Source organism: Rhodococcus sp. Ni2, from assembly GCF_021352185.1.
GTDB lineage: Bacteria > Actinomycetota > Actinomycetes > Mycobacteriales > Mycobacteriaceae > Rhodococcus_F > Rhodococcus_F qingshengii.
On the sequence record NZ_WOXZ01000002.1, the window covers coordinates 1,888,077 to 1,905,954 of the forward strand.

The 17,878-nt window shown below is 64.2% G+C and carries 15 protein-coding genes; 9 read left to right on the forward strand and 6 right to left on the reverse strand.

Annotation, left to right across the window (positions count from 1 at the left end; genetic code table 11):
* Positions 1-58 precede the first annotated feature (58 nt).
* Together ligA and GN300_RS22390 are read left to right on the forward strand one after the other, a co-directional pair.
* Positions 59-2,140, forward strand: coding sequence for an NAD-dependent DNA ligase LigA (gene ligA, locus GN300_RS22385; protein WP_007729389.1), 2,082 nt, complete (start codon positions 59-61; stop codon positions 2,138-2,140).
* 47 nt (positions 2,141-2,187) lie between these two features.
* Positions 2,188-2,676, forward strand: coding sequence for a GNAT family N-acetyltransferase (locus tag GN300_RS22390; RefSeq protein WP_003944764.1), 489 nt, complete (start codon positions 2,188-2,190; stop codon positions 2,674-2,676).
* A gap of 13 nt (positions 2,677-2,689) precedes the next feature.
* Here GN300_RS22390 and GN300_RS22395 read toward each other — a convergent pair whose 3' ends face one another.
* Positions 2,690-3,340: a hypothetical protein gene (locus tag GN300_RS22395; protein WP_063316591.1), complete on the reverse strand. Its 651-nt coding sequence runs from the start codon at positions 3,338-3,340 to the stop codon at positions 2,690-2,692.
* 280 nt (positions 3,341-3,620) lie between these two features.
* Between GN300_RS22395 and gatC the strand changes: the two genes are divergently transcribed.
* Both gatC and gatA read left to right on the forward strand, forming a co-directional pair.
* The gene (gene gatC, locus GN300_RS22400) at positions 3,621-3,920 is read left to right on the forward strand and encodes an Asp-tRNA(Asn)/Glu-tRNA(Gln) amidotransferase subunit GatC (RefSeq protein ID WP_003944747.1); all 300 of its coding nucleotides are present in this window, start codon (positions 3,621-3,623) and stop codon (positions 3,918-3,920) included.
* Positions 3,917-5,395, forward strand: coding sequence for an Asp-tRNA(Asn)/Glu-tRNA(Gln) amidotransferase subunit GatA (gatA, locus tag GN300_RS22405; RefSeq protein WP_007729384.1), 1,479 nt, complete (start codon positions 3,917-3,919; stop codon positions 5,393-5,395). The genes gatC and gatA overlap by 4 nt, the downstream gene beginning before the upstream one ends.
* A gap of 56 nt (positions 5,396-5,451) precedes the next feature.
* On the opposite strand, the gene GN300_RS22410 is transcribed toward gatA, so the two are convergent.
* On the reverse strand, positions 5,452-6,840 hold the full coding sequence (locus tag GN300_RS22410) for an alpha/beta-hydrolase family protein (protein WP_063316590.1): 1,389 nt from the start codon (positions 6,838-6,840) through the stop codon (positions 5,452-5,454).
* Positions 6,837-7,511 (reverse strand): membrane protein, encoded by a 675-nt coding sequence (locus GN300_RS22415; RefSeq protein WP_039973090.1) that lies wholly within the window; start codon positions 7,509-7,511, stop codon positions 6,837-6,839. The genes GN300_RS22410 and GN300_RS22415 overlap by 4 nt, the downstream gene beginning before the upstream one ends.
* A gap of 164 nt (positions 7,512-7,675) precedes the next feature.
* Here GN300_RS22415 and GN300_RS22420 point away from each other — a divergent pair, with 164 nt between their 5' ends.
* From GN300_RS22420 to gatB, 4 genes are all read left to right on the forward strand, one after another.
* Positions 7,676-8,950: a sensor histidine kinase gene (locus GN300_RS22420; protein WP_030535406.1), complete on the forward strand. Its 1,275-nt coding sequence runs from the start codon at positions 7,676-7,678 to the stop codon at positions 8,948-8,950.
* Positions 8,951-8,959: 9 nt separating this feature from the next.
* Positions 8,960-9,622 (forward strand): response regulator transcription factor, encoded by a 663-nt coding sequence (locus GN300_RS22425; protein WP_007729374.1) that lies wholly within the window; start codon positions 8,960-8,962, stop codon positions 9,620-9,622.
* A 115-nt stretch (positions 9,623-9,737) separates the two neighbouring features.
* A complete protein-coding gene (locus tag GN300_RS22430; protein WP_019747919.1) occupies positions 9,738-10,769 on the forward strand; it encodes an ATP-dependent 6-phosphofructokinase in 1,032 nt (343 codons plus the stop codon).
* A 25-nt stretch (positions 10,770-10,794) separates the two neighbouring features.
* Positions 10,795-12,306 (forward strand): Asp-tRNA(Asn)/Glu-tRNA(Gln) amidotransferase subunit GatB, encoded by a 1,512-nt coding sequence (gene gatB / locus GN300_RS22435; RefSeq protein ID WP_007729370.1) that lies wholly within the window; start codon positions 10,795-10,797, stop codon positions 12,304-12,306.
* 88 nt (positions 12,307-12,394) lie between these two features.
* Here gatB and GN300_RS22440 read toward each other — a convergent pair whose 3' ends face one another.
* Positions 12,395-13,441, reverse strand: a complete 1,047-nt coding sequence (locus GN300_RS22440; RefSeq protein ID WP_063316589.1) for an NAD(P)-dependent alcohol dehydrogenase — start codon at positions 13,439-13,441, stop codon at positions 12,395-12,397.
* Between the two features lie 140 nt (positions 13,442-13,581).
* The gene (locus GN300_RS22445) at positions 13,582-14,712 is read right to left on the reverse strand and encodes a sorbosone dehydrogenase family protein (RefSeq protein ID WP_003944688.1); all 1,131 of its coding nucleotides are present in this window, start codon (positions 14,710-14,712) and stop codon (positions 13,582-13,584) included.
* Positions 14,713-14,802: 90 nt separating this feature from the next.
* Here GN300_RS22445 and GN300_RS22450 point away from each other — a divergent pair, with 90 nt between their 5' ends.
* Positions 14,803-15,630, forward strand: a complete 828-nt coding sequence (locus GN300_RS22450) for a DoxX family protein (RefSeq protein ID WP_003944742.1) — start codon at positions 14,803-14,805, stop codon at positions 15,628-15,630.
* A 69-nt stretch (positions 15,631-15,699) separates the two neighbouring features.
* Here the strand turns inward: GN300_RS22450 and GN300_RS22455 are convergent, their stop codons facing one another.
* Positions 15,700-17,235 carry an amino acid permease gene (locus GN300_RS22455; RefSeq protein WP_003944693.1) on the reverse strand — a complete coding sequence of 512 codons (1,536 nt, stop codon included), beginning with the start codon at positions 17,233-17,235 and terminating at the stop codon, positions 15,700-15,702.
* Positions 17,236-17,878 lie beyond the last annotated feature (643 nt).

Here is a 17,878-nt window from a genome sequence, read left to right on the forward strand (position 1 = left end):
GTGTGGTGTGTCGGTGTGAACCGATAATCTTCTAGCTGTGACTGAAACCGCGGATGCAATGCAGCCAGCGCCCAACGAGGCGCGCGAGCAGTGGACGGAGCTGGCCGAAGAGGTACGCCAGCATCAGTTCCGCTACTACGTTCGTGATGCGCCGGTCATTTCGGACGGTGCATTCGACACATTGCTCGGGCAGCTCAATGCTCTCGAAGAGCAGTACCCGGATCTGCGAACTCCCGACTCTCCGACGCAACTCGTCGGTGGCGGATTCGCGACGGACTTCACGTCCGTCGACCACCTCGAGCGGATGCTCAGCCTCGACAACGTCTTCGACGAGTCGGAGCTCCGAGCATGGATCGCCAAGGTAGAGCAGGAAACCGGGCCGGAACTGCACTATCTCTGTGAAGTGAAAATCGATGGTGTCGCCCTCAATCTCGTCTACGAGAACGGCAAACTCGTTCGTGCCGCAACCCGCGGTGACGGTCGTACGGGCGAGCTGGTCACGCTCAACGCCTTGACGATCAACGACATCCCGGAGCGCCTTACCGCCACGGACGAGTACCCGATTCCGAGCCTGCTCGAGGTGCGTGGCGAGGTGTTCTTCCGCCTCGAGGACTTCGCAGCACTCAATGCCTCCCTGGTGGAGGAGGGTAAGGCGCCGTTCGCCAATCCGCGCAACTCCGCGGCGGGCTCCCTGCGTCAGAAGAATCCTGCCGTCACCGCGCGTCGCCGCCTCGGAATGATCTGCCACGGGTTCGGGCGCATGGAAGGTTTCGAGCCGGCCTCGCAGTACGACGCCTACGTGGCCCTCGCCGCCTGGGGTCTGCCGGTGTCCACGCACACCTCACGGGTGGTCGGCGCCGACGCCGTGGTCGAGAAGATGAAGTACTGGGGAGAACACCGCCACGACGTCGAGCACGAGATCGACGGGTTGGTGGTCAAGGTCGACGAGATGTCGTTACATCGACGTCTGGGCACCACGTCGCGCGCACCACGGTGGGCTATCGCGTACAAGTACCCGCCGGAAGAGGTCACGACCAAGCTCCTCGACATCCGGGTCAGTGTCGGACGTACGGGTCGTGTGACGCCGTTCGCGTACATGGAACCCGTCACGGTGGCGGGTTCCACTGTGTCCTTGGCCACGCTGCACAACGGCTCGGAGGTCAAGCGCAAGGGTGTGCTGATCGGCGACACCGTGGTGTTGCGCAAGGCCGGAGACGTCATCCCCGAGGTTCTCGGTCCCGTGGCAGACGTTCGTGACGGTACCGAGCGCGAGTTCGTCATGCCGACACATTGTCCCGAGTGCGGCACGTTGTTGGCACCCGCGAAAGAGGGCGACGTCGACGTGCGATGCCCCAATCAGCAGTACTGCCCGGCGCAGTTGCGCGAGCGCGTGTTCCACGTCTCGGGGCGCGGTGCATTCGACATCGAGGTGCTCGGTTACGAGGCCGCGACCGGGCTGTTGGAGGCGAAGGTCATCGGCGACGAGGGCGATCTCTTCTCACTCGACGCCGAGAAACTGATCGAAGTTCCGATCTTCCGCACCAATGCGGGATCCCTGTCCGCCAACGGAAAACGCTTGCTGGCCAACCTGGATTCGGCCAAGGACAAGCCGCTGTGGAGAGTGCTTGTGGCACTGTCGATTCGGCACGTCGGCCCCACTGCCGCGAGGGCGTTGGCCGGCGAATTCGGCTCGCTGCAACGCATTCGGGAAGCCTCGGTCGACGAGTTGGCTGCAGTGGACGGCGTCGGATCGACTATCGCCGCCGCCGTCGTGGAGTGGTTCTCCGTCGACTGGCATCAGCAGATCGTCGACAAGTGGGCGTCGGCCGGAGTACGCATGGAGGACGAACGCGACGATTCGATTCCGCGCAATCTCGAGGGCCTCTCGATCGTCGTCACCGGTTCGCTCGAGACCTACTCGCGTGATCAGGCGAAGGAAGCGATTCTGGTGCGCGGCGGCAAGGCGGCAGGGTCGGTCTCGAAGAAGACTGCGTTTGTCGTCGTCGGTGAAGCGCCCGGTTCCAAGCACGACAAGGCGGTCGAATTGGGTGTGCCGGTGCTCGACGAAGACGGCTTCCGGCGGTTGCTCGAAGATGGCCCGGATGCGGTCGCTCCCACCGATTTGGACGAACCAGAGTGACTTTGTCCGATTTCTGAGATTGGTGTGCTGGGTGCGATAGTGACGCCATGATCGAGATTCGTGAAGTTCTACCGGCTGAGTTCGAGACCGTCGGGGAGCTGACTGTGCAGTCGTACGTGGGTGGCGGATTTGTCGCCGGCGGATCGCCGTACGCGGAGCGCCTGCGAGACACCGCAACTCGGGTGGAGCAGGGCCGGGTGCTGGTTGCGGTTCTCGGTGACGAAGTCGTGGGCTCGTTGACGATCGCAGAACCCGGCACGCCCTTCGCGGATGTTGCGCAGAAGGGCGAACTCGAGTTCCGCATGCTCGCAGTCTCGCCGCAAGCTCGGGGATCGGGCGCCGGAACCGCATTGGTTCGCGCAGTGATCGCCGAAGCCTACGACCGCGGCGATCACTCGGTGGTCATCTCGACGCAGCCCGAGATGGTCGATGCCCGTCGTATCTACGACCGCAACGGTTTCGTCCCCGATCCCGAGCGGGCGTGGGAGCCGATTCGCGGTATGGAACTGACCGTCATGGTGCGCGGCCTGGCCTGATCAGCCAGCCTGGTCAACTCAGTACCGTCGCCACGATTCCTGCGAGGTAGCCGAGGCGGGCTATCTCCGAAGGGCGGAATTCGGGCCCACCGGGACGACCGAGCATGAGGACTCGATTGCCGGAGCCGAGAGGTGCGGCAGCGAGGCTGGTGTTCATGTCGCGCCATACGTCCGGAACCCAGTCGGCCTCGCCGTCGAGGGCGGTGGGCTTGTCCAGTGGCATCCACGGAATGTCGGTGGCGTGGGTTTCCGGCGCGCCGGCGCTACCGACGACGCGGTACGCACCGTGCTTGCCGATGTCCGCGACGACGCACCAGCCGACTCGCAGTACACGCGGCGCGCCGTCGACGAGGACCTGTAGTCGATCGTTTCGGGCCGTCGCAACGGAATCTATGAGTTCGAGCTCACGGTGAGTGTCGAGAATCCCGGCGTAGGGGCGGATCGAATCGACCAGCACGTCCGGTAGATGCTCGGCAGCGGTGATCAAGGTGTCGGGCAGCGCGCCCGGTTCGACGTCGACCACGAGGTCGTCGATGGCAAAACCGTCACCTCGTTCCACGACGTCGAGGGAGAGGATGTCTGCGCCCACGGATCCGAGAGCTACGGCGAGCGCGCCGAGGCTGCCTGGTCGATCGGGCAGTTGGACGCGAAGCAGGTACGACACGTGCGTGCCTTTCGCTGATCGGTTCTCGCCCGGATCACGTCGACCCGGGCCTGACTCATCTTTGCACTTGCCCAACCTGCGATGGTGGGCGCCGCGGCGGCGTCACGCCGGATGCACATGCTTGTCACACGAGCGAAACACACCGCGGGCATCCGGCGTGGCGATCGACACAGTGAGCGTGCTCGTCGTTCGATACAGCAGGCGTGCTTACAGGTCTGTCGCGGCGAGCAACTAGGCTGGACCGGCAATGTTCACGTCCTCTTCCGAAAGGGGCCCCGCGGTGCCTGCCATCTCCCGTGACGAGGTCGCGCACCTCGCGCGGCTGTCCAGACTCGCCCTGTCCGATGCCGAACTCGACGAGTTCGCCGGTCAGTTGGATTCGATTCTCAACCACGTCAAGGTGGTCACCGAGGTTGCGGCCGACGACGTCCCGCCCATGGCGAATCCCAATGCCGTCACCAACGTGACGCGCCCCGACGTGATCGTGCCCGGGTTGACCCCCGAGCAGGCATTGTCCGGAGCACCCGCAGTCGAACAGGATCGCTTTGCGGTTCCGCAGATCCTTGGAGAGGGCGAATGACCGATCTGACCACGCTGGACGCCGCTGAGCTGGCCGGCAAGATCCACTCGCGTGAGGTGTCCTCGGTAGAGGTCACGCAGGCGCATCTCGACCGCATCGCGGCCGTCGACACCGAGTACCACGCCTTCCTGCACGTTGCAGGCGAACAGGCTCTCGAAGCCGCCGCAGCAGTGGACAACTCGCTCGCAGGCGGAAACGAACCCGCTTCGGCACTCGCCGGCGTTCCGATCGCGTTGAAGGACATCTTCACCACGACGGACATGCCGACCACCTGTGCGTCGAAGATTCTCGAAGGCTGGGTCGCGCCGTACGACGCGACTCTGACCTCCAAGCTGCGCGCTGCCGGCATCCCGATCCTCGGCAAGACGAACCTCGACGAGTTCGCGATGGGCTCTTCGACCGAGAACTCGGCCTTCGGCCCGACGCGTAACCCGTGGGACGTCACCCGCATCCCCGGTGGTTCGGGCGGCGGCAGTGCGGCTGCGCTCGCGTCCCGTCAGGCCCCGCTGGCCATCGGCACTGACACTGGCGGTTCGATCCGTCAGCCCGCTGCGGTCACCGCGACGGTCGGAACCAAGCCGACGTACGGAACCGTCTCGCGCTTCGGACTCGTCGCGTGCGCGTCCTCGCTCGATCAGGGCGGCCCCTGTGGTCGCACCGTGCTCGACACCGCTCTGCTGCACGAGGTCATCGCCGGACACGATCCGCGTGACTCCACGTCCATCGACGCCCCCGTGCGTCCGGTGGTCGCTGCGGCACGCGAAGGTGCAGCCGGCGACCTGCGCGGCGTCAAAGTCGGTGTGGTCAAGGAACTTCACTCCGACAGCTACCAGCCCGGCGTCATCGCTTCCTTCGACGCTGCTGTCGAGCAACTCAAGGCTTTGGGCGCCGAAGTTGTCGAGGTTTCGTGCCCGAGCTTCGAGCATGCGCTCGCGTCGTACTACCTGGTGCTGCCCAGTGAGGTCTCGTCCAACCTGGCCCGCTTCGACGCCATGCGCTACGGACTGCGTGTCGACGACGGCAACATGAGTGCCGACCAGGTCATGGCGGCAACCCGCGCCGCCGGTTTCGGTCCGGAGGTCAAGCGCCGCATCATGATCGGTACCTACGCACTGTCCTCGGGATACTACGACGCCTACTACGGTTCGGCGCTCAAGGTTCGTACGCTCATCGCGCGCGATTTCGACAAGGCCTACGAGAAGGTGGACGTACTGGTCTCGCCGACCAGCCCGTTCACGCCGTGGAAGTTGGGGGAGAAGGTCGGCGATCCGTTGGCCATGTACCTCTCCGACCTGTGCACGCTGCCGACCAACCTGGCCGGACACTGCGCGATGTCGGTGCCCTCGGGCCTGTCCGCGGACGACAACCTGCCGGTGGGCTTGCAGATCATGGCGCCCGCCATGGCTGACGAGCGCCTCTACCGTGTCGGTGCGGCCTACGAAGCTGCACGCGGCCCGATAGCGACTGCAGTCTGACCTGTTTGCTGTGCGCCTTTATCAACCCCCCGCGGTTAATAAAGGCGCACAGCAGTTCAGGAGCAAGTTCTCAGGGCCGTCCCCTGATCGGTTCCGTAGCGATGGCCGTGACCGGCGGGGACACCGAGCGAACCGAGCATGTCGACGGTGGTCTGCAAGAACGTGACACCCGGGATCCACTGCGGGATCGGTGCATCTTGCACGGCACGGCTCAGATCCGGCTTCTGCGTCGCGAGGGCGGGGGACCACCACACCACCGGGTCAGACGTGTTCGCTAGGACGGTTGCGCCGTCCGTCCCTGTCGCGCCGGCCGGGGGACCTGCCCACAACACGTCGCACGGGACAATGGGACTGCCCTCGGACAGTGCGGCGCTGCCGCCGACGGCGCCGAGGCTCTGTCCGTAGAGGAACAGGTCCGGTCGATCCTCGGCGGGCATAGCGGCAATGTGGCTGCCGACGGCGGTGAACAGAGCGGTTGCCGATTCTTCGGCGTCGTCGCGGCTGAACAGGAATGTCGCCCAACTGGGTGCGTCGGAGTATTGCTGCCCGACTATTGCGACGTCGCCGCCGAACCGTTGCTCGATACCGTCGACTGCATGCGTGTCGATCCACCCCGATCCGGTCGGAACGGCCACTACGACGCTGTTGCGGGCAAAGCCGCCGACGCGATCGAGTTCGCTCACCGCGAGCGCGGCACGTGATGCAGTGTCGGGTGCCGAATCCAAACCGGCGTAGACGCGCACCGAGTCTTCGCCTGCTGCGACGAACTTGCGTCCCTCCGCGCCCATCGACGTCCACGAGATGAGCGATTCGGAGCTGCCTGTCGCGGAGGCCGAAAGTGGCTGTGTCAGAGCGGTGTCGATGTACGCGTTGGACTTGTCGAACGAATCGGAAAGACCGTTCCACACGGCGGGACCGACTACCAACTGCACTCCGAGAACACCCATGACCAGTGCGCCAACACTCCGCGCGAAACCCATCCACCGCAGCGCCTTCGAAAGTTCGACCCCGAGGCCCCAGAGTGCAAGGGCGGTCAGTGCTGCAATGCAACCCGCCTCCGCCCAGTGGAGAAGTCCGGCAGACGGTGCGCCCATCGCCGCTCGCAACGAGTTCTGCCAACCGACGGCGGCGAACATCGCAACTGCGGTGCCGGCAGTCGACAACCCGAACGCGGTGATGCGCCAATGACGTTCGTCGAATCGGGCCTTGACCCGGTCGGGGACGAGCCGACGGGCTACCGCGGAGAACGCCCACATCGCCAGTAGTCCGGCCGCGACGAGCAGACCGCTGAACACCCCTTGTAGTACGGCTGATCGCGGCAGGAGTCCGGGAGCCAGCGAGATGGCGGACATCGCTGCCACGGCGACGCTCGTGGACACGCGGGGGAGTGCGAGCGCCCCGACTCGGGCGAGGACGGGGGTCCGTGACGCATTCAGAACGCTCATGCTGCAATCGCTTTCGGGGAGTAGGAGAACTCGTTCGACGGGTCGAGGCGCCGCGATCGCATCAGGGTGAAGCCGAAGGCGGAGACTGCCAGAACACCGGCCGTGCCGTAACCGAATCCCGATTCCGCGACCGGCGTCAGATAGCTTTGGCGCCAGGAGTTTCCGTTCACAGCCGTGACGGCTACATCGGCCATCGCGAAGCAATACCCTCGTGAGAGAAAGGACGTGCGGTCTTCACACGCGGCATGCATTCGCTGGTCGAGCTGACCGTCGAGGACCTGACGTGCCCACGGCCCCAGTTCCGTTCCGTGCGAATGCGCGTAGCGGAGTAGGTCGTAGCCGAGATCGTGCGCTTTGCAGGCCGAGTCGAATTCGTCGGGAAGTGGGACCGGCGACGAGCAGTCGCCGTGGGGATTGGCGAGGTATCCGTCGACGACGGCGGGGGTGTAACCGGCGAATGCCGCAAAGTCCGCCGGGATGGTGGTCGCAGCGTCAGCGGCATCCGCAGTAGTCACGGTGGCGATCGCCCTGGATGCGTTCGAATTCTCGGTGCGCGGCGACTGGGCTCCGCTCGCTCCGGCAGTGACCGTGATCGCTGCCGTTGCAGCCAGCGCCAGGGCAGCCCAGGTGCCGGCGCTTCGAGAGATGTCTTTCACCCGTGTGATCCGGATGCCGTTCACGCTATGAACGGACAATCCTGGCGGTCATCGCTCTGTGGAGGGGTTCTCCGACGCGCATTCGGGTGAGAATTCCCTCCCCTGTGATACCTCGGAGGTAGGGGGATCTCACTCTGCAGTATGAGGACTTTCGGGGTTCGCCTTCATAGGCTTGACGAGTGATCAAGGTCCGTAGGAAGAACAAGGGTGCACCGGATGTGCCCGCGCCGACATACGCCACCGCCGGGTCGATGCTGTCCGGCCTCGACGGGGCGGTCGTTCATTCGGAGAAAGTGCGTCGGGCAACCAGTTTCGTGGCCCGCGGTCAGTTCTGGAACATCGTCATCGTAGCGATCACTCTGATCCTCTATTCGATTGCCTGGCCGACACTGCAACTGACGCATCATGTTTCGCCGCCGATCATGCCCTTCGTCGCCGCGTTGGCTGCATTTCCGTTCGTCCTGATCCGGATCAACGCTCCGTTGGGGTGGGCGGTGTCGGCGGTCTCGGCGTTGATCATCCCGTTGGTGTTCGACAACACTCCCGGTTACGACTACCCGTGGCAGGTCGTCCACATCATCGTGCTGATGTCGTTGCTGGCCGCAGTGAGTCTGCGGGCGCCCATTCAGGTTGTCGGTGTCGCCTGGATCGCCACAGTGCTGCTCTTTCTCGGCAACGCCCCGGGAAGCGACGGCGCCGGTTGGGCTGTCGGGCTGAGTGCCCTGGTCGTCTTCTGCCTGTTGATCCGCTGGTTGGTTCTCTCGCGCCGCCAGTTGGCCAAGCAGGAGGAAGTCAGTGAACTCGAACGCACTCGACGCACGATCCTCGAGGAGAAGGCGCGGATCGCCCGCGACTTGCACGACATCGTGGCCCACCACATGTCGATGGTGGTCGTGCAAGCTCAGAGTGCGCCGTACAGACTCGATGCAGTCACTCCGGAGATCCGAACCGAATTCGAATCGATAAGTGAGACAGGGCGAGCAGCGCTCAACGAGATCCGTGGCCTCCTCGGAGTCCTGCGCAGCGACGGGGACACCGTGGTGACGGCTCCACAACCGGGCGTCGACCAGTTGGACGACCTGTTGCTCGGCAGTACCCGTGCCGGTTTGCCGGTATCGTGGCGAGTCGACGGCGATCGAGCGTCGGTCTCGGAATCCACGGGCCTTGCGCTCTACCGGATCATTCAGGAGTCGATCACCAACGCGGCCAGGCATTCGCCAGGCGGACCCATCGAGGTCGCCGTGGCCTTCGGTCCGCAATCGGTGAGCGCGCTCGTGAACAACGGACCTTCGCCATTGGGTGGCAATCAGCACTCGGCGTCGGAAACCACTGGTGGCAACGGAATCCGCGGAATGCGAGAGCGGGCTTCGGCGGTGGGCGGCATGCTGCTGGCAAACCGGCGACAGGACGGAGGGTTCGAGGTCCGGGCCGAGTTGCCGTCGATGCCCGCCTAGGCTGTCCGAGTGCCCATCACAGTATTCATCGCAGACGACCAGGCGATGGTTCGACAAGGGTTCGGAGCCCTACTCTCCGCCCAGCCCGACATCAGCGTGATCGGCGATGCGCCGGACGGCAAGATCGCCGTCGCCGAGGTCGCGCGATTGCGTCCGGATGTGGTCTTGATGGATGTTCGCATGCCCGAGATGAACGGACTCGACGCTGCCCGCCAGATTCTGTCCGCCGGATGGGAACCACCGGTGCGAGTCCTCATGCTCACCACTTTCGACATCGACGACTACGTCTACGAGGCACTGAGCGTCGGGGCGAGCGGTTTCATGCTCAAGGACGCACCGGCTGAGGAGCTGATTCGGGCGGTACGCGTCGTTGCCGAAGGGCAGGCCTTGCTGGCGCCGACGGTGACTCGGCGTCTGATTGCCGATGTGACCAGCCGGCGGGCGGCCCCGCGCGCACGGCCCGCAGCGCTGGACGCCCTGACCCCGCGTGAGCGCGAGGTCCTCGAACTGATCGCCCGCGGATTGTCCAACGTCGAGATCGCCGAGCGGCTGTTCGTCGCCGAGCAGACCGTCAAGACCCATGTCGGGAAGGTGCTGTCGAAGCTCGATCTGCGCGATCGCGCCCAGGCAGTCGTGTTGGCGTACGAAAGCGGGCTCGTCACGCCAGGTTAGTGATCCCGTGCGGCTCGGCGTTGCGGCTCGGCAACGCCGCTATCCTGCGGCAATACGGTGACTGGGGGAAGATGGACACCAAGATCCACAATCCGGTCACGAGAGGTGCTGCACTATGCGAATCGGAATCCTCACGGGCGGCGGCGACTGCCCGGGCTTGAACGCGGTCATCCGCGCCGTCGTACGTACGTCGGCCGGTCGTTACGGCAGTACCGTGGTCGGATTCCGGGACGGCTGGCGAGGATTGCTCGAGGACCGCAAGGTCCCGCTCGACTCCGATGACCGCATCAACCGCATCCTCACCCGCGGCGGCACGATCCTCGGCACCGCTCGCGTGAACCCCGACAAACTCCGTGCGGGCCTCGATCAGATCAAGCAGACTCTCGACGACAACGGGATCGACGTCCTGATCCCGATCGGCGGCGAAGGCACTCTCACCGCGGCCAGTTGGCTTTCCGAGAGTGGCGTACCCGTGATCGGTGTGCCCAAGACGATCGACAACGACATCGACTGCACTGACGTGACTTTCGGTTTCGACACCGCCTTGGCTGTCGCCACCGACGCCATTGACAGGCTCCACACCACGGCCGAATCGCACCAGCGCGTCATGCTCGTCGAGGTCATGGGCCGGCATGCGGGCTGGATCGCGCTGCAGGCCGGACTGGCGTCGGGGGCACACCTGACTCTGGTTCCGGAACAGCCGTTCGACGTCGACGAGGTGTGCGCGATGGTCAAGAAGCGCTTCCAGCGTGGCGACTCCCACTTCATCTGCGTCGTGGCTGAAGGTGCGATGCCCGATCCCGCGTCGATGACCCTGCGCGAAGGTGGCATAGACGAGTTCGGCCACAAGATCTTCACCGGTGTCGCGCAGCAGCTCGGAAACGAGATCGAGCGCCGGATCGGCAAGGAAGTTCGCACCACCGTCCTCGGGCACATTCAGCGCGGTGGCACCCCGACGCCGCACGACCGCATCCTCGCCACTCGCTTCGGCGTTCATGCCACCGACGCAGCTCACCGCGGAGATTTCGGTCAGATGGTCGCGTTGCACGGAACGTCCATCGACCTCGTTCCGCTCGCCGAGGCGACCCGCAAACTCAAGACGGTGCCCAAGGAGCGCTACGAGGAGGCAGCCGCATTCTTCGGCTGAGCCGCAGACGCATAAACTGATCACCATGACTGCTGTCGATGCGCCCGACATCCTCGATTACGACGAAGTACTGACCAAGTACGAGCCTGTGATGGGTATGGAGGTGCACGTAGAACTCGGCACCGCGACCAAGATGTTCTGCCCGTGCCCCACCGAGTTCGGTGCCGAACCCAATACCCAGGTGTGCCCGGTCTGTCTGGGCATGCCCGGTTCGTTGCCGGTGGTGAACGCAGCCGCGGTCGAGTCCGCGATCCGGATCGGCCTTGCGCTCAACTGCTCCATCACGCCGTGGGGCCGATTCGCACGCAAGAACTACTTCTACCCGGATCAGCCGAAGAACTACCAGATCTCCCAGTACGACGAGCCGATCGCAACCGAGGGTTACCTCGACGTGATCCTCGACGACGGCACGACGTGGCGCGTCGAGATCGAGCGCGCCCACATGGAGGAGGACACCGGTAAGTCCCTCCACGTGGGTGGCGCTACCGGTCGTATCCACGGTGCCAGCCATTCGCTGCTCGACTACAACCGTGCGGGCGTTCCCTTGGTGGAGATCGTCACCAAGACCATCCACGGTGCCGGTGAGCGCGCCCCCGAGGTTGCTCGCGCGTACGTCACGGCGCTTCGTGATCTGCTGAAGTCCCTCGACGTCTCCGACGTCCGCATGGACCAGGGATCGATGCGCTGCGACGCCAACATTTCCCTCATGCCGATCGGTTCCACCGAACTCGGGACCCGCACCGAGACCAAGAACGTCAACTCCCTCAAGAGCGTCGAGGTCGCAGTTCGCTACGAAATGCGCCGTCAGGCAGCAGTTCTCGACGCCGGCGGTGAGGTCATCCAGGAGACCCGCCATTTCCAGGAAGGCGACGGCACCACCGCAGCGGGACGCCGGAAGGAAACGGCCGAGGACTACCGCTACTTCCCGGAACCGGATCTCGAGCCCGTCGCTCCGAGCGCCGAGTGGGTCGAAGAACTGCGCGGTACCTTGCCGGAGCTTCCCTGGATTCGCCGTGCGCGGATCCAGAAGGACTGGGGAATCTCCGACGAGGTCATGCGCGACCTCGTCAATGCCGGTGCCATCGATCTGGTGATCGCGACCACCGAGGCCGGTGCTTCGCCCGAGGCAGCGCGCTCCTGGTGGCTGTCCTACCTGTCACAGCAGGCGAACACCCGTGGCGTCGAACTCGGCGCTCTGCCGATCACCCCGGCGCAGGTTGCCCAGGTCGTAGCTCTCATCGACAGCGGCAAGCTCAACAACAAAGTGGCTCGCCAGGTCGTCGATCACGTCCTCGACGGCGAGGGTGACCCGGAGCAGGTTGTCGCGGCCCACCCGGAGTTGGTCGTCGAACGTGACGAAACCAAGCTCAAGGCAGCCGTCGACGAAGCGCTCGCAGCGAACCCCGACATCGCGGACAAGATTCGCAGTGGCAAGGTGCAGGCCGCCGGAAAGATCGTCGGCGACGTCATGAAGGCCACTCGTGGACAGGCAGACGCGGCTCGTGTGAAGGAACTTGTCATCGAGGCGTGCAGCTAGCGCACACTGAATTTCTGACACTGATGCCCGGCCGAATCGAATTCGGCCGGGCATCAGTGTTTTTCGCTGTCGTTTTGCCGCTGTCGGTCTACAGACCAGGGACCACAACCGCGCGGCCGCTGAGCGTTCCGGCGGCCAGTCGTCGATACGCTTCGGCGCCGTTGTCGAGACTGAAGGTCTCCACCGCGATGTCGAAGATGCCGGCGTGCGCCAGGTCGATCAATTCGATCAGCTCGTTGCGGGCACCCCAGTACGGAACTGTCACAGAAGCCTCGTAAGGACTTTGGAAGAACCCGACTTTGGCATGGGCCTGCCCGTCGCCGATCCCGACGATCGTGACGTCCGATCCGACGCCGGCGACAGCCATCGCGGTGTCGATGGTGGGCTGATAGCCGACGAAGTCGAGAACCAGTGCGGCGCCCTGACTTCCGGTGATCCTGCGGACGTTCTCGGCCGCGTCCTTGTCGGACAGGACCACTTCGTGAGCGCCTACCTTGGTTGCCAGTTCGAGCTTGTCCGCGCTCACGTCGAGTGCGATGACGGTTGCTGCCGAGAGGTGGCGGAGGAGTTGGATGGCGACATGGCCGAGACCGCCGGTACCGATGACGACGGCGTACGCGCCACCGCGAAGTTTCGGCAGTGAACGCTTGATCGCGTGATACGGAGTCAGACCGGCGTCGGTCAGCGGCACCGTCTTGACCGGATCGAGGTCGCCGATCGGGACGAGGTGGCGAGGTGAATCGACGATCATGAATTCGGCCAACGCGCCGGGTGCACCGAGACCAGGAGGATTGATGCCGAGTTCTTTTGCCCGAGAACAGTAGTTTTCGAGTCCTTGCGAGCAGTGCCAACAGCTGCCACAGCCCCAGGGTCCGTAGACGACGACATTGGTTCCGATGTCGAGTCCTTCGACGCCCTCGCCGACGGCGGCGACCCGGCCGGCGCCTTCGTGGCCGAGCGTGAGAGGAAGGCCGTAGGTGTACTGCTCTTCGGGCAGGCTCATGATGAAGTCGTCCGAGTGGCAGACGCCGGCAGCGGTGACTTCCAGGAGCACTTCACCTGGACCGGGCTCGGGTTTGGGAATCTCCGTGAGTTCGGGTTCTGCGCCGATTCTCGTGTACTGGATTGCCTTCATACCGACTCCTTTGTCGTGGTTGGGCCAACCGGTCCTGGCAAATGCGTGGTGTTTAGCCCCGCTAACAAAAGAGTACGCATCTGTGCATGTTCGGTCACGGGATCCGTGACCGAACAGACATGCTGCTCGGCGATCTCAGCTCAGTCGATCCCGCCGCTGCCACTCGGCATCGGGATCTTGACCACCTTGTCGTCGTTCGGACCCGGCTCGCCCGCGGTTTTGTTTATCGTGCTCGCCCACATCAAACCGTCGGATCCGAGTGCCAAACCGCCCAGCTGGCCGTACGTGTCTTTCGCCACTGCCGACGGCGCGGTCGTAACTGCTCCTGTTCCTGGATCTGCGGCCAGCGCCGAGATCGCTTTGCCGGCCCCCAGCGCGACAGCTACCACTCCCTGCGCCGCGATGCACCCGCCGACTCCGGGTCGGTCGGGCCACGTCCACGCGGGGGATGTCACCGTGCCGTCGGCGCCGACGCGTTGGAGGCGATCCTCGAGAGTGGTTCGGTCCGTGACCCACGTCGCGATTCCCGGATCGACGCACACGCCGCCGCCGTTTCCGATTCCGGACAGAACAACTTCCGGGCGAGGCGGCGCAGCGTTGGGTGTCAGCGATCGGACCCGCAAGAGTTTCCCCGCCAACGAGGCGGGATCCTGAGCAACCGCAGGGTTTCCGGTATCGCCTGTCAGAACCATGAGCTGGTCCGGGGCCGCGAACTCCAGTGACCCGCCGTTGCCGCTCGCGCCGCGCGGGATTCCACCGAGTACTTCCTTGGCGGTGTCACCCGGAGCGATGCGGACCACCCGGTTGTCCGTTCCGGTGGTGACGTAGGCATAGATCAGGTTGTCTTCGACAAACGTGGGGGAGAGTGCGATGTCGAGCAGGCCGCCGTCACCGCTGCCGTCGACGTCGATCTTGGCTACCTCGACCGGTGTCGTGTTGGGAGCTACCTGCATGATCCGGCCGGTCCGCCGTTCGGCGACCAGTCCGGAGTTCCCGTCCGGGAGTGTGACGAGCCCACCCGTGGTGTCGAGACAGGTTGCGATCACGGCGGTGTCGGCATCCTGACACGGTCCGAGGGGGCCGGTCCGCGGCGCCGGCGGCGTGGTCGACGGCGGCGGGTTCTCCGGCTGCACTTCCGCGCTGGCCTGGTTGGTCGGTTCGGGTGTGAACGGCGAGGCAGTCGATTCGTCGAAGTCGGCGCAACCTGCGAGCAACGATGTCCCGAGCACCAGCGCCAGTGCGCCCAGCGCTGCATGCCTACCCGTAGTCATGCCCAAGACGTTACGTAATGCACGGCAGATGCCGCCACGCCGGACCAAGGTTCCCCGTCGAGTTCGTGAATCGGTCATAGGCTCACCTACGTGACTGACGAGCGAAAAGATCCCAGCGAGTTGTCGGATGCGGACAAGCCGACGGGCAATGTGTCCAGTCCGTATGATTCGCCCACCGAACAATTTCCGACGGTGAGCGCCAAGAATCCGTTGCCGCGGACCGACGACGATCTCGATTTCGGTTCCACGAACGCCAACTCCCTGACCGAACAGATACCGACATACCGAGCACCTGGCGCGGATCAGCCGACCGTGGCTCTCGAGCGTGAGACGGCGTACGACGCTCCGATCGCCGCCGTCCCCACCGCCGAAGCCGTGGCAGGTACAACTGAGTCTCCGCGGGGCCGAGGCACTCTCGACCTCGGGTTGCTTGCACTGCGATTGGCCGTCGGTGGAACTGCGTTGGTGCACGGTCTGCAGAAGTTGACCGGTATCTGGAACGGGCCGGGGCTGAACGGGTTCGAGTCGATGCTGGCGGACGCCGGGTTCCAGCAGGCGAAGTGGATGGCGATACTCGGCGCCGTCGGTGAAGTCGCAGGTGGCGCCCTCCTGATCCTCGGGTTGCTGACTCCCGTTGCGGCAGCGTCGGTTCTGGCGGTGATGATCAATGCGTGGGCGCTGCGTCAGGCGAGCGCACCCGGCCTGGAGTACTTCGCCCCGGCCGGGACCGAGTACGAGATGCTGCTCGGAATCTGTGCGGGCGTCATCATTTTGACGGGACCAGGTCGTATTGCGCTCGACGGTCGTCGTGGCTGGGCAACTCGTCCGTTTATCGGATCGCTCGTGGTTTTGATCCTCGGTATCGCTGCCGGTGTCTGCACCTGGATCTTCCTGAACGGTGCCAATCCGCTCATCTGAAACTCGCGCCGTCGAACAAAACGAACCGCCGCTCTCCGAATCGGAGAGCGGCGGTTCGTTTGTGAAGGATCAGTCCTTGACGAGTACCGGGTCGGCGTTCGCGGACGGGATGGCCGTTCCGTCCTTGAGCTTGCGACCGAGGACCGACTTGCGGTGACCGTAGGCGAAGTACACGAGCACACCGATGGCCATCCAGACGAGGAACCGGATCCAGGTCTCGACCGAGAGGTTGAGCATCAGCCAACCGCAGGCGAGCACGGCGACGATCGGAACGAACGGCACCAGCGGGACGCGGAATCCGCGCGGCAGGTCGGGGCGGGTGCGGCGAAGGACGATGACACCGACACAAACCAGGACGAAGGCGAACAGCGTTCCGATGTTGACCATCTCTTCGAGCGTGCCCATGGGGAAGAACGCTGCCAGGACGGCAACGATGCCACCGACGATCAACGTGATGCGCATCGGGATGCCCTTGGCGTTGGTCTTGGCCAGGCTGCGCGGCATGAGGCCGTCACGGGACATGGCGAAGAGGACGCGGGTCTGGCCGAGCATCATGACCATGACAACTGTCGTGAGGCCGGCCAGGCCACCGAAGTTGATGGCGGTTTGTGCCCAACCGATTCCGTTGGCCTCGAATGCGGTTGCGAGGGTGGCGCTGGAATCGCCGACCAACGGACTGCCGTCCTTGAGTTCGGTGTACTTGACCATGCCGGTCAGTACGAGCGTGACGGCAACGTAGAGAACCGTGACGATGGCGAGCGAGCCGAAGATTCCTCGCGGCAACGACTTCTGCGGGTTCTTGGTTTCCTCGGCGGTGGTGGCGACGACGTCGAAACCGATGAAGGCAAAGAACACGAGGCTGGCGGCTGCGAGCAATCCGTAAGCGCCGTAGCTACTTCCGCCTGCGCCGGTCAGCCAGGAGAACAAGGTCTGATGGATTCCGCTTGCAGAACTCTCGGTTCCTTCGGACGGCGGGATGAAGGGGGAGTAGTTCTCCTTCTTGATGTAGAACGCGCCCACGACGATGACGAGCAGGACTACTGCGATCTTGATCGCGGTGATGATTGCGGAGACTCGCGAGGAAACCTTGGTGCCGATCGCGAGGATCAGCGTGATCGCGCCGATGATGAGCAGAGCGCCCCAATCGAAGCTGATCGAACCGATGTGGGCGGTGGTGCTTCCGCTGGCCCCGATGACGTTGCCGAGGTACAGCGACCAGCCCTTGCCGACGACGGCGGAGGCGAGAGCGAACTCGAGAATGAGGTCCCAGCCGATGATCCAGGCGGCGAACTCCCCGAACGTGGCGTAGGAGAACGTGTATGCGCTGCCTGCGACGGGGACGGTGGAGGCGAACTCCGCGTAACACAGCGCGGCGAGGCCACAGGCGATGGCAGCGAGAACGAATGCCAGTGAAATGGAGGGTCCTGCGACATTGCCTGCGGTTCGAGCAGTCAGCGTGAAGATGCCTGCGCCGATGACGACGGCGACTCCGAATACCGTGAGGTCCTTCGCGGTCAGTTCCTTCTTGAGCTTTGTCTCAGGCTCGTCGGTGTCCGCGATCGATTGCTCGACGGATTTGGTGCGCCATATGCCGACTCCGGGCATGTATTGCTCCTTGGTTGTTTCCCGTCGACCTTGTGGGTGACGGGCGGTGGCTGACTGTCGTCGTTGTGATGTGCGTCTCAGCGACCTGATGAGGGAACCACTGGTGAGCGCCGTGTGCAAGTCGGCTCGCTCGAACTGACCGAAATGATCACCTGACTGAAAGTCATCCCCCCTCATGTATCTGAATTGATCAGCTGGTGTCTGAAACCCTACGTCCAAGTGAATTCGCTCACGAGCCGGACGCGCGATTCGGTCTGAAATGTCTGATAGCTCATATCGTTCCGTTGGTGCTCCGCGTGTCGCCCGGTTATTCGGTACCTGTCGGTCGGTCTTGCTGTCGATGAGTTGCACTGTCGCTGTACCAGCACGTCCCATTTCACCCGTATCGGGGCGACAGGCGAGAGGACCACCGCGTACCTGGATCCGGTCGAGCGTCCATCACGCGTCGTGGCAGAGTGTGTCGGCAACGGGATGATCGGATTGGGTTGTGGTTCAAGCTCATACAACACCGGAGGAAGTATGGCGTGTTCGGACGCAGTCGGTCCCGCGTTCTTCTCCGAGGTGACATGAACCCGACTCTGTCGACCCTCTGTCGTGGCCCGTTGGCGAGCATTCTCGTGGAGCTGAGTTGGTTGCCGCACGT

What these genes read in the sequence shown, in the direction of transcription:
- GN300_RS22390 (WP_003944764.1), top strand. Translation starts at nt 2,188, where the DNA reads ATGATCGAGATTCGTGAAGTTCTACCGGCTGAGTTCGAGACCGTCGGG.
- ligA (WP_007729389.1), top strand. Translation starts at nt 59, where the DNA reads ATGCAGCCAGCGCCCAACGAGGCGCGCGAGCAGTGGACGGAGCTGGCC.
- gatB (WP_007729370.1), top strand. Translation starts at nt 10,795, where the DNA reads ATGACTGCTGTCGATGCGCCCGACATCCTCGATTACGACGAAGTACTG.
- GN300_RS22455 (WP_003944693.1), bottom strand. Translation starts at nt 17,235, where the DNA reads ATGCCCGGAGTCGGCATATGGCGCACCAAATCCGTCGAGCAATCGATC.
- gatA (WP_007729384.1), top strand. Translation starts at nt 3,917, where the DNA reads ATGACCGATCTGACCACGCTGGACGCCGCTGAGCTGGCCGGCAAGATC.
- GN300_RS22440 (WP_063316589.1), bottom strand. Translation starts at nt 13,441, where the DNA reads ATGAAGGCAATCCAGTACACGAGAATCGGCGCAGAACCCGAACTCACG.
- GN300_RS22410 (WP_063316590.1), bottom strand. Translation starts at nt 6,840, where the DNA reads ATGAGCGTTCTGAATGCGTCACGGACCCCCGTCCTCGCCCGAGTCGGG.
- GN300_RS22430 (WP_019747919.1), top strand. Translation starts at nt 9,738, where the DNA reads ATGCGAATCGGAATCCTCACGGGCGGCGGCGACTGCCCGGGCTTGAAC.
- GN300_RS22445 (WP_003944688.1), bottom strand. Translation starts at nt 14,712, where the DNA reads ATGACTACGGGTAGGCATGCAGCGCTGGGCGCACTGGCGCTGGTGCTC.